At 63.2% G+C, this 9,724-nt stretch carries 10 protein-coding genes; 8 read left to right on the top strand and 2 right to left on the bottom strand.

Features of this window, described 5'->3' with window-relative positions; all coding sequences use genetic code 11:
- Window positions 1-337: 337 nt before the first annotated feature.
- Both V7082_RS20500 and V7082_RS20495 read right to left on the bottom strand, forming a co-directional pair.
- Window positions 338-724 carry a DUF302 domain-containing protein gene (locus tag V7082_RS20500; protein ID WP_334151459.1) on the bottom strand — a complete coding sequence of 129 codons (387 nt, stop codon included), beginning with the start codon at window positions 722-724 and terminating at the stop codon, window positions 338-340.
- A gap of 211 nt (window positions 725-935) precedes the next feature.
- On the bottom strand, window positions 936-1,493 hold the full coding sequence (locus tag V7082_RS20495; RefSeq protein ID WP_334151458.1) for an EF-hand domain-containing protein: 558 nt from the start codon (window positions 1,491-1,493) through the stop codon (window positions 936-938).
- A 170-nt stretch (window positions 1,494-1,663) separates the two neighbouring features.
- Between V7082_RS20495 and V7082_RS20490 the strand changes: the two genes are divergently transcribed.
- The 8 genes from V7082_RS20490 to ccmI all read left to right on the top strand — a co-directional run.
- Window positions 1,664-2,386 carry a response regulator gene (locus V7082_RS20490; protein WP_334151456.1) on the top strand — a complete coding sequence of 241 codons (723 nt, stop codon included), beginning with the start codon at window positions 1,664-1,666 and terminating at the stop codon, window positions 2,384-2,386.
- Window positions 2,386-3,795, top strand: coding sequence for an ATP-binding protein (locus V7082_RS20485; protein ID WP_334151454.1), 1,410 nt, complete (start codon window positions 2,386-2,388; stop codon window positions 3,793-3,795). The genes V7082_RS20490 and V7082_RS20485 overlap by 1 nt, the downstream gene beginning before the upstream one ends.
- Window positions 3,792-4,106, top strand: coding sequence for an SHOCT domain-containing protein (locus tag V7082_RS20480; protein WP_334151453.1), 315 nt, complete (start codon window positions 3,792-3,794; stop codon window positions 4,104-4,106). Before V7082_RS20485 ends, V7082_RS20480 begins: the two co-directional genes overlap by 4 nt.
- Before the next feature lie 224 nt (window positions 4,107-4,330).
- Window positions 4,331-5,344 (top strand): YncE family protein, encoded by a 1,014-nt coding sequence (locus V7082_RS20475; protein WP_334151451.1) that lies wholly within the window; start codon window positions 4,331-4,333, stop codon window positions 5,342-5,344.
- Between the two features lie 418 nt (window positions 5,345-5,762).
- Window positions 5,763-7,763, top strand: coding sequence for a heme lyase CcmF/NrfE family subunit (locus tag V7082_RS20470; RefSeq protein ID WP_334151449.1), 2,001 nt, complete (start codon window positions 5,763-5,765; stop codon window positions 7,761-7,763).
- Between the two features lie 3 nt (window positions 7,764-7,766).
- Window positions 7,767-8,330, top strand: coding sequence for a DsbE family thiol:disulfide interchange protein (locus V7082_RS20465; RefSeq protein WP_334151448.1), 564 nt, complete (start codon window positions 7,767-7,769; stop codon window positions 8,328-8,330).
- 11 nt (window positions 8,331-8,341) lie between these two features.
- Window positions 8,342-8,803, top strand: coding sequence for a cytochrome c-type biogenesis protein (locus V7082_RS20460; protein ID WP_442909833.1), 462 nt, complete (start codon window positions 8,342-8,344; stop codon window positions 8,801-8,803).
- Window positions 8,803-9,724: c-type cytochrome biogenesis protein CcmI (ccmI, locus tag V7082_RS20455; protein WP_334151445.1), on the top strand; the 922-nt coding region annotated here is incomplete at its 3' end. The genes V7082_RS20460 and ccmI, both read left to right, overlap by 1 nt.

Raw genomic sequence — 9,724 nt, 5'->3', positions numbered from 1 at the left:
TATCCCCGCGGCCGCGACCCAGCCGGAGATTCTCTCGCCATCGAAGCTTTCGATGGTGTTGGCGAGCGGACCCAGAGCCAGCGCGATGATGCCGACAACCAGCAGCGCGCCGACGATCAATCGTACGGCTCGCCCGAAAACGAGTGGGCTCATGTCAGCATCACGGGACATAGAGCGCAAATAGGGATGACGACGCTGAACAGTCCGGCAGAGCGACAAGTCTCTGTTTCCTGGATCCTGTCGGTCCCCATACTGCCTTGTCCCCCAACCAGTGCCGTCAGTGGCCGTTTCCCCAACGCATGCGCCTTCCGGTAAGGGGAAGGTCAAGAGGAGGCGATCACGCCGCGTCGACGGCCTCGCGCATCATGTCACGAACCTCGCCCGCGACTTCGTGGAGCTGGTCGTTGTCGATGGCCTGCATGGACGCCACCGGATCGATGGCACTGATCTCGGTGCCGCCGTCCGTTTCGCGCAGGATGACGTTGCACGGCAGCATCGCGCCCACGCGCGGCTCGATCCCGATGGCCTTGTGGGCCATCTGCGGATTGCAGGCGCCAAGGATGCGATAGCCGTCCATGTCGACGTCGATCTTTTCCTTCATCGTCGTCTTGACGTCGATTTCGGTCAGAACACCGAAACCCCGATCCGCCAGGGCGGCGCGGACGCGCATTTCCGCGTCGTCGAGGCTGACGCCCGTGAGCGCGCGGTCATAGGTATAAGTCATTTCCATCTCCTTCGGTTATTCGAGCGGCTGCTTGATCGGTTTGAGGCGGTCCCACAGGATCGCAGTTGTTGCGAGAACCAGCCAAACACTCATCATTTCAAAGCTCATGCGGTCTGCCTCCGTCAAAGCAGGGGAAAGTCAGCACCGTTTCGCAAACCGTGCCTCGGTGCCGGATACGAGCGTCGGCCCATAGGCCGACGCCCGAAAGCGCTCAATCGTTGTTCATCATGTCGCCGTCGCCCATGCCGGGGCTCTCGCCGGGCTGCAACTGCCCCATTGCGTCGCGCATCTTCTGCATGCGCTCCATCTTGTCGGCCGGCGCCGCCATTTCTTCGGCTGTGATGGCGCCGTCGCCATCGGCATCCAGATGCTGGAAGCGATCCACCATCATCTCGCGGATCATCGCGCTGTGCAGTGCCTCGAATTCCCCGATAGACAGGGTGCCGTCACCGTCGCTGTCGTATTCGGTCAGCTTGGCCTGCAGTCCGGCGCGCATTTCCTCGGGCGTCACCGTGCCATCACCGTCGGCGTCGAACATCTGCATCATGCCGCCGCCCGGACCCATTCCGCCCATCATGCCGCCGCCGCCCATCATCTGGCCGTGCATGCGCTGCATCATGCCCATCATGCCGGAGCCGCCCTGCATCATGCCAGCGCGGTCGTTCGGGCTGGATTTACCCCCGTGTCCGTGATTGGAGTCCGCGATCGCGACTCCTCCGATTGCAGTTGCGGCCAAAACGGTCGCTGCGAGCAGGGTCTTGCGGGTCATCGTGATTTCCTCGTGCTTTGGTTTCGATAGACTTCATATGGCAGCGTTAAGTCGTGAGAGAATGCCGGGAAACAACGAAATTGTATCGCCATGTCGCAAGCGCCGCCTTTGTTACATTTCCTGACAATTCTCTTCGGGAAACCCATGCGGCAATCGCTAGAAGGAAGATCATGAACGATCAGCCCCATATCCTCGTCGTGGACGATCACCGCGAAATCCGCGACTCCGTTACCCGATACCTGGAGAAAAACGGCCTGCGCGCAACCTCGGCGCGAGATGCGGTCGAGATGGATGCCAAGCTCGCAAAAGGGCAGTTCGATCTGATCGTTCTGGACGTCATGATGCCCGGCGAAGACGGGCTGTCGGTCTGCCGCCGCCTGTCGGCGAAAGGTGACGTTCCGATCCTGATGCTGACGGCGCTCGGCGAAGAGACGGATCGCATCGTCGGGCTGGAAATTGGGGCAGACGACTACCTTGCCAAACCGTTCAATCCCCGCGAGCTGCTCGCGCGGATCAAGGCCATCCTGCGGCGCTCGTCGCAACCGGAGACCTATGCCGGCAAACTGTCGGGAAGACGCATCGCATTCGCGCAGTGGACCCTCGATGCCGACAGCCGCTTGCTGACTGATGAGAGCGGTGCGAAGGTCGATCTCACCGGCTCGGAACTCAAGCTCCTGGTCGTCCTACTCGAAAGGCCCCGTATCGTCCTCAATCGTGATCAGCTTCTCGACCTCACGGCGGGCCGCGCGGCCCCCCCGCTCGACCGGACGATCGACAATCAGATCAGCCGTCTGCGCAGAAAGATCGAGGCAGATCCGTCGAGGCCCCGATTGATAACGACCGTGCGCGGTGGCGGATATTGTCTGGCAGCCGATGTGACGGAGCTGGACTGATGCTGCGCTTCTTCGACAGCTTGCGCGGGCAGCTGGTCCTGTTGATCATCGCCGCGCTCGCGGCCGCGCAGGCGGTCAGCCTCTGGCTGTTCGTTGACGAGCGAAGCCTGGCCGTGCGCGCCGCGCTCGGGTTCGAGGCGGCGGGGCGGGCGGCAAACGTCGCGCGGTTGATCGAGGAAGCGCCGGCAACGCTGGAACCGGCCATCCTGCGGGCGGCCAATTCACCGCTGGTGCGTTTTGACGTGTCGGATACCCCGACCGTCGACCACGACACACACGCCGACAGCGGTGCTGTCGAAGCAAGAGTGCGCGGCCTCCTCGGCGCAAAGGACAACCGCGAAATACGCGTGGAGGTCCACGAGGTCGATCACGGCATCCTGCCGATGCCGCACATGGCGCCCGAGATGGCCGAAATGCACCTGGCGATGATGCGGGGCGATCTGTCGGCCATCGAAATGCAGCTGTCCATCGCCTTGACGGGCGGACAGTGGCTCAATGTCGGCACGCGGTTCGAACGCCCGCCATTGCAATGGCCCTGGGCGTCTTTCGTCAGCTTCGGGATCACGGCCGCCCTCATTCTTGTCGCCGCTTGCTGGTTCCTTCTGACCCGCCTGACCGGTCCGCTCTTGCGCGTATCCCATGCCGCCGACCGCCTCGGGCGCGGCGAAAATGTCAGTCCGCTGCCCTTGATAGGGCCATCAGAGGTGCGCGATCTGACGCGCACGTTCAACCGGATGCAGGACAGGCTGACCCGTTTCCTCGCCGACCGGACACGACTTCTCGCGGCCCTTGGACATGATCTGCGCTCGCCTCTCACGGCACTCCGCGTCCGCTCGGAAATGGTCGACGAGCGGGAAACGCGCGACAGCCTCGTAGCCTCGATCGAGGAGATGCAGGAAATGGTGGACTCCACTCTTTCCTTCGCGCGCGGGATCGCAAGCTCGGAAGACTACGAGACCGTCGAAATAGGCGCGTTTCTCGGTCAACTCCGCGCCGACATGCTGGACAGTTTTGCTTTGCAGGAGGGCGAGGCTATGCATCTGCGCCTGCGGCCGCAATCGGTCCGGCGCGCGCTGCGCAACCTCATCGACAATGCCGAGCGCTATGGCGGAAAGGTCGATGTCAGCTATGGGCGCGAGGACGACCACGTCATTATCCGCGTCGCTGACAATGGCCCCGGTATACCGGACGGCGAGCTTGAACAGGTCTTCGAGCCCTATTTCAGGCTTGAGAAATCCCGCTCGAGAGAGACCGGCGGCACCGGACTTGGACTGTCCATCGCCCGGACGATCGTCCGGGCGCATGGCGGGGACATTGGCCTCACCAACCGGGCAGAAGGCGGCCTCGTGGCGACCGTGACGCTGCCGCTGGGACCGGAACCCCTGAAACAGGAAAGGACAACGACATGAAACTCAACGGCTCAGTCATCTCTGCAGGATCGCTCCTCTTCGTCGCAACGCCGGGCATGGCCGATATCTACGATGGCTCCGGCCACATGATGTGGGGTGGGCACGGTATCTTTGGAGGCCTGATGATGGTGTTCTTCTGGGCGCTCATCATTGCCCTGATTTTTCTTGCGGTTCGCGGCTTTTCCAACCGCTCCGACACTGGAACTGGTCAGAGTGCGACGGATGTCCTTCGCGAACGCTATGCCCGCGGCGAAATCGACGAGGACGAGTTCGAGCGGCGGCTGGCCAAGCTGGAGGCCCCAAAACGGTGAATTTTGCGGAACCGGACCTGTGATGAAAGTGCCGGTCGGAGGCGGCGTCATCCGGGACATCGATGTTTGCCCGCCAATCTGCCGAAAAAATTGTCTCGGACCGTAACGGGCTCCGGCTATTGCGACAGACGCTTACACGAAAGGCGGCGTGCCTCAATTGATGGTCCCGAGCCGATCGGTACGTTGGTGACAGACGAGATTATACCTATGAAAGGAAGTATATCATGCGCATCACGACCCTGACACTCGGTGCGGTCTTGATGACCGGCAGCGCCGCGATTGCCGACGTCTACATCCCCGAAGGCGAACTTGGAACAGTGCTTCATCTGGATCGATCCTTTAACGAGATGGGTCGCATCGAAGGGCTCGACAACGTTCACGGCCTCGCCGATGCGCCCGAACGGGGCATACTGGTGGCCGGCAGCCTGTCGGAATCCATGCCCGGTGATGTGGCCAAGCCGGCCGCCGTCTCCGAGGGGGATCACGACGCCCATCACGGGGGCGGGGACACGGCCAAGCCGGATGCGGCAAGTCTGGTAACACTGGTTGACGCTGACAGTCGCGAGATTCTGCGCCGGATCGAGGTGCCGGGCATCGTTCACCATGTCGGGATTTCATCGGATGAACGGTTTGCCGCCGTGACCCACCCCAGCCTGGATGCCGTTTCGGTAGTCGATCTCGAAAGTGGCCAGGTCACCGCGACGGTCGCTACCGGTCCGATTCCGGAGTATGCGGTCGCCGATCCGAAGACCGGCAATTTCCTCGTTTCCAACGCCGGCAACGCAACGATCAGTGTGTTTGACCCGGAGGACGGGATCGTGACGCGAAATTTCAAGCTGCAGGGGCCGCCCAAGCACATCCATCTCGATGCCGATGCCCGTCAACTGATTGTCAGCGAAGCCGACAACGGGATCGTCTCCATCATGGATGCCGACAGCGGCGAGACCCTCGACACGTTCGACATTGGTGGTGAATTGCATGGCGTAGCGGTTGATCAGGATGCTATCTGGTCGAGCGCGCGTGAACGCAATCTCGTGGTGCGTGTCGACCGGTCAACCGGTGAACGCCTGGAAGTCAATGTCGGACCTGAACCTTACCACATGGCGCGCATAGAGGATGCCTTGCTGGTGAGCAGCGCAGGCAAGCCGGAACTGTGGGTTCTCGATCCCGAGACGCTGGAACTTCGCCAGACGATTGAGACCGACAGTAGGGCGCACCAGTTCGCCCCTATGCCGTAGGCCGGGCGATGCGATCCGTGGCGGGCACTTGGTGCCCGTCTTTCCAAAAGCAGATCACAGGATGAGACCATGACCGACGCTTGCAGGAACACCCAGTGCCGACAGCAATCCGCGCGATAATCGCTGCCGGATCTCTGGCCGCACGAATCTTTCACTACCGCGGCGGGATGCAGGATCGCCATGTTCTTGGTCTGGTCATTACCTCGCCACGTCGCGCCATCCGTTCCACCCGCCGTCACAAATGCAGTCGACCAAACCGCACGACGATTTCGAGCGGCGACGCGCCAAATTGGAGACCGGAAAGTGCAAATAAGGCCGCTAACGGAAATGTGACGCCGGGGCTGGATACCGGGCTTGACCTTCCAGTCCGGGAAGGCCGCATGGGCGCGATAATCGTGAGCACTACCGAGGAATCGACATGATACCTGAAATCGGACAATTTGCGCTGGCACTGGCGCTGGCAATTGCCCTGGTGCAGAGCGTTCTGCCGATCCTCGGCGCCTCGCGCGGCGATCTGGTCTGGATGCGGAGTGCGCGGACATCGGCGCTTGCTCAGCTGCTATTCATCGGGATCGCGTTCGCGGCCCTCATGCGATCCTTCATGGTCAGCGATTTCACTGTGGCGAACGTCGTCGAGAACTCGCATTCACTCAAGCCGATGTTGTTCAAGATCGCCGGCACCTGGGGCAGCCATGAGGGCTCTCTGCTGCTCTGGGTGCTGATCCTTGCTGCTTTCGGCGCAGGGGTCGCCTTGCTCGGAACGAACATTCCCGATGCGCTGAAGGCGCGGACCCTGTCGGTGCAGGCTTGGATCAGCACCGGTTTCCTGTCCTTCCTGCTGCTGACCTCCAACCCGTTCGAGCGCGTGTTTCCGCCGCCTCCGGATGGCAACGACCTCAATCCGCTGCTGCAGGATGTCGGGCTGGCGATGCATCCGCCGCTTCTCTATTTCGGGTATGTCGGGTTCTCGATCGTCTTCTCCTTCGCCGTCGCCGCGCTGCTGGAAGGGCGCGTGGATGCCGCCTGGGCACGCTGGGTCAGACCGTGGACACTGGCGGCGTGGATGAGCCTGACGGCGGGCATCGCGCTCGGATCCTGGTGGGCCTATTACGAACTGGGCTGGGGCGGTTGGTGGTTCTGGGACCCGGTCGAGAACGTCAGCTTCATGCCATGGCTTCTGGGCACGGCGCTGTTGCATTCGGCCATCGTCACCGAAAAGCGCGATGCCTTCAAAAGCTGGACGATCCTGCTGGCCATCCTGACATTCTCGCTGTCGCTGCTGGGCACGTTCATCGTCCGCTCCGGCCTCTTGACGTCGGTTCATGCCTTCGCGGTCGATCCGGAACGCGGGCTTTACATCCTCGGCCTGCTGGGGCTGTCCATCGGCGGCTCGCTCGCGCTCTATGCCTGGCGCGCACCGTCGATGGAGGGGGGCGGCCTCTTCGCGCCGATCAGCCGCGAGGGGGGCCTCTTGATCAACAACCTGCTGCTGGTCGTGGCCACGGGAACCGTGCTGGTCGGCACGCTCTATCCGCTGTTCACCGAGGCCCTGGCCGATCAGAAGATCTCGGTCGGACCACCGTTCTTCAACGCCTCCTTCATACCGATCATGCTGCCGTTGCTGGCAATCATGGGCGTCGGTCCGTTCCTGTCGTGGAAACGCGCTGACCTGAAGGGGGTGTTCCAGCGCCTCCGTTTCGTCGCGCTGCTATCAGGGCTGGCCGCACTTGCGGTCTGGTACCTGACCGAGGGTGGACCCGCCTTGGCGTATCTGTCGATCGCGATTGCCACCTGGCTTCTTCTGGCGACGCTGCGGGAATGGGCAACGCGGATCAGGCTCTTCGATGTGCCGTTCGCGCAGGCCATCCGGCGGGCGCGCAACCTGCCCCGTGCGGCCCACGGCATGACGCTGGCCCATGCTGGTCTCGCCGTCGCCGTCTTCGGCTTCGTCGGGTCGAGCGCCTGGAAATCCGAAGAGATCGTTTTCGTTCAGCCTGGCTCCGAGATTGCAATCGCCGGGTTCGACGTGCGCTTCGACGGTGTCGAGCGGGTGCAGGGTCCGAACTACGTCGCCGACCGCGGCACGCTGGTGGTCACGCGCGACGGTGCGTTCGTCACGACGCTCTACCCCGAGCGCCGTTCCTATCCGGTGGCCCAGAGTACGACCACCGAGTCGGCCATCCGCTCGACGCTGGCGGGCGATCTCTATGCCTCGCTGGCCCAACCGGCCGCGGAAGGTGCGGCGCAATCGGGGGCCTGGACCTTGCGGATCCTCTACGAGCCGCTCGTCAACTTCATCTGGATTGGATCGGCGCTTCTGGTGCTGGGCGGCGGCCTGTCGCTTTCCGACAGGCGCTTGCGGGTCGGCGCACCGCGCCGCGCAGTCACTCCGAAACCGCAAGCAACCCCGGCGGAATAGGCCATGACCCGAACCCTCGCCGCACTCCCCATCCTGATCGCGCTGATCGTCGGCGGTTTCTTTCTATGGGGTCTCAACCCCGACCGCGACCCGAACGCAATCCCGTCGGTCCTGATCTCTCAGCCCGCGCCGGAATTCGATCTGGCACCGGTAGATGGCGTGGGCGTGCCCGGCCTGTCGCGGGCGGACCTGACGGACAATACCGCCCCGGTCGTGGTCAATGTCTTCGCCTCCTGGTGCGTCCCCTGCCGCGCCGAGCATGCGATCCTCACGCGTATGGTCGAACGCGACGGCGTGCGGCTCATGGGGATCAACTACAAGGACAAGCCCGAAGACGCCCGCGCCTGGCTGGAAGAACTGGGCAACCCCTATGAACGGATCGGGTCGGACCTGAACGGTCGGGCGGGGATCGAGTGGGGCATTTCGGGCGTGCCGGAAACATTCATCGTCTCTGGCGACGGCACTGTTCTCTACCGCTATGTCGGCCCGGTCGTCGGATCCGAGGCGGAAGAGAAATTCGCGACCGCTCTCGCGCAGGCGCGCGCCGCGACAGGAGCGGGAACATGATCCGAATTGTTGTGCTGACCGTCCTGATCCTGATCGCCCTGCCGCTTGCGTCCCATGCTGTCGAACCCGACGAGATGCTGGCCGACCCGGTCCTGGAGGCGCGGGCGAGAGAGATTTCAAAGGATCTGCGCTGTGTGGTCTGTCAGAACCAGGACATCGACAGCTCGAACGCGGGCGTTGCGCGCGACCTGCGGCTGCTTGTCCGCGAAAGGCTGGTGGCCGGCGACACCGACCAGCAGGTGCTGGACTATATCCAGGCCCGCTACGGCGATTTTGTTCTGTTGAAACCGCCTTTCAAACCGGAAACCTACGCTCTTTGGCTGACGCCGTTCGTGCTCGTTCTGGTCGGGGCCGGCGGCGTGATCGCGGTCCTTGCCAGGTCGCGCCGGAACAAGGCGACCGCGGGCCTGAGCGACGAAGAGGAGCGCCGGGTTTCCGAACTGCTGGCACAGAGTGAAAGGGACGTGTCGTGATGCTCTGGATTATCTTCGCGTCCCTGGCGCTGGTTGCAACACTATTCCTGTTGCTTCCGTTGCGGTCGTTCGGATCGACGGTTTCCGGTCGGACCGAAGGATCCGTTTCGATCCTCGCCGATCAGCTGCGAGAGGTGGACGCCGATGCCGAACGCGGCCTGATCTCGCAGGACGAAGCCCGCGCTGCCCGGATCGAGATCAAACGGCGCATCCTGTCGCAGGAACGGCAAGACCAACGCCCGGAACCGGCCAGGCAGCGTCGGTCTGGCAGCGTCGTGGTGTTGGCGACCGCCTTGACGGTCCCTGTGGCGGCAGCCGCGCTCTACCTGCAACTGGGATCGCCCGACATGCCGAGCCTCGCGTTCGCCGAGCGCGCCGCGGAGCGAAACCAACAGATCGAAATCACCGAGTTGACAGAGCGTTTGTTGACGCGCCTGCAGAGCGATCCGAATGGTGGCCCGACGGAAGGGTGGATGTTGCTTGGCCAGACCTACATGCGCATGGGCCGCTACAGCGATGCGGTATCCGCCATGGAGAATGTGACCGAGCGCCCCGATGCCGGTTCAGCCGTCCTGTCGCAATACGCCGAGGCGATGATCGCCGCAGATGACGGGATCGTGACGCCCGCGGCCCGCAACGCCATCGCGAAGGCCCGCAAGATGGATCCGTCCAATCCGGCGGCCACCTATTACGAGGCCGTCGCGCTCGATCAGGCGGGCGACAGCGCAGAGGCCCATGATCTGCTGATTGCCCGGCTGGAGGCTGCCAATGGTCCCGCGCCCTGGATGGAGGCGTTCGTCGCGCAGGCCAACCGTATCGCCGAGACGCTCGGCCGGGATCCGGTCAGTCTCGCGACATTTGCGCCCATGGCTGGCAGTGATACGCCGGGCCCCACTGCGGGCGATGTCGCCGCGGCGGCGG

The organism is Hyphomicrobium sp., assembly GCF_036833075.1.
Classification (GTDB): Bacteria; Pseudomonadota; Alphaproteobacteria; order Rhizobiales; family Hyphomicrobiaceae; genus Hyphomicrobium_C.
This window is presented reverse-complemented; position numbering and strand designations above follow the sequence as displayed.

Excerpts from the sequence above, each read along its gene's own strand:
- V7082_RS20465 (WP_334151448.1), top strand. The coding sequence starts at position 7,767 with ATGACCCGAACCCTCGCCGCACTCCCCATCCTGATCGCGCTGATCGTC.
- V7082_RS20490 (WP_334151456.1), top strand. The coding sequence starts at position 1,664 with ATGAACGATCAGCCCCATATCCTCGTCGTGGACGATCACCGCGAAATC.
- V7082_RS20470 (WP_334151449.1), top strand. The coding sequence starts at position 5,763 with ATGATACCTGAAATCGGACAATTTGCGCTGGCACTGGCGCTGGCAATT.
- V7082_RS20485 (WP_334151454.1), top strand. The coding sequence starts at position 2,386 with ATGCTGCGCTTCTTCGACAGCTTGCGCGGGCAGCTGGTCCTGTTGATC.
- V7082_RS20475 (WP_334151451.1), top strand. The coding sequence starts at position 4,331 with ATGCGCATCACGACCCTGACACTCGGTGCGGTCTTGATGACCGGCAGC.
- V7082_RS20480 (WP_334151453.1), top strand. The coding sequence starts at position 3,792 with ATGAAACTCAACGGCTCAGTCATCTCTGCAGGATCGCTCCTCTTCGTC.
- V7082_RS20500 (WP_334151459.1), bottom strand. The coding sequence starts at position 724 with ATGACTTATACCTATGACCGCGCGCTCACGGGCGTCAGCCTCGACGAC.
- V7082_RS20495 (WP_334151458.1), bottom strand. The coding sequence starts at position 1,493 with ATGACCCGCAAGACCCTGCTCGCAGCGACCGTTTTGGCCGCAACTGCA.